Annotated in this window: 1 pseudogene; it reads right to left on the bottom strand. The window is 31.4% G+C overall.

Annotation, left to right across the window (positions count from 1 at the left end):
* Positions 1–33 precede the first annotated feature (33 nt).
* Positions 34–299, bottom strand: a pseudogene (locus ACFINZ_RS11280) (hypothetical protein); the annotation flags it as partial.

Here is a 299-nt window from a genome sequence, read left to right on the forward strand (position 1 = left end):
TACTGCTTTTGTTCATGCACTTATTCTCAAAAGTTACATTATTTTTGTGATTTTTTGGGGATTGATTTTTATTTTCTCCAGTCCAGGAAATGCGTCATTGGTTATGTTTAAGATTGCTTCGTCATTACCACGGATAAAATACCATTGGTTATTGGAAAAAAGAGCAATAACTTCAGTTTGAATAGAACGCTTTTTTCCAGAATTTGTTGTGGTTATAAAGTTCACAGGTATAACGAAATAAGGAATACCATTATCAAGTTTTCCTTCACGTTTTTGCTTTTGGTTGATTTGTATACTTT

The sequence above is a fragment of the Bartonella sp. AA81SXKL genome (assembly GCF_042196945.1).
Classification (GTDB): Bacteria; Pseudomonadota; Alphaproteobacteria; order Rhizobiales; family Rhizobiaceae; genus Bartonella.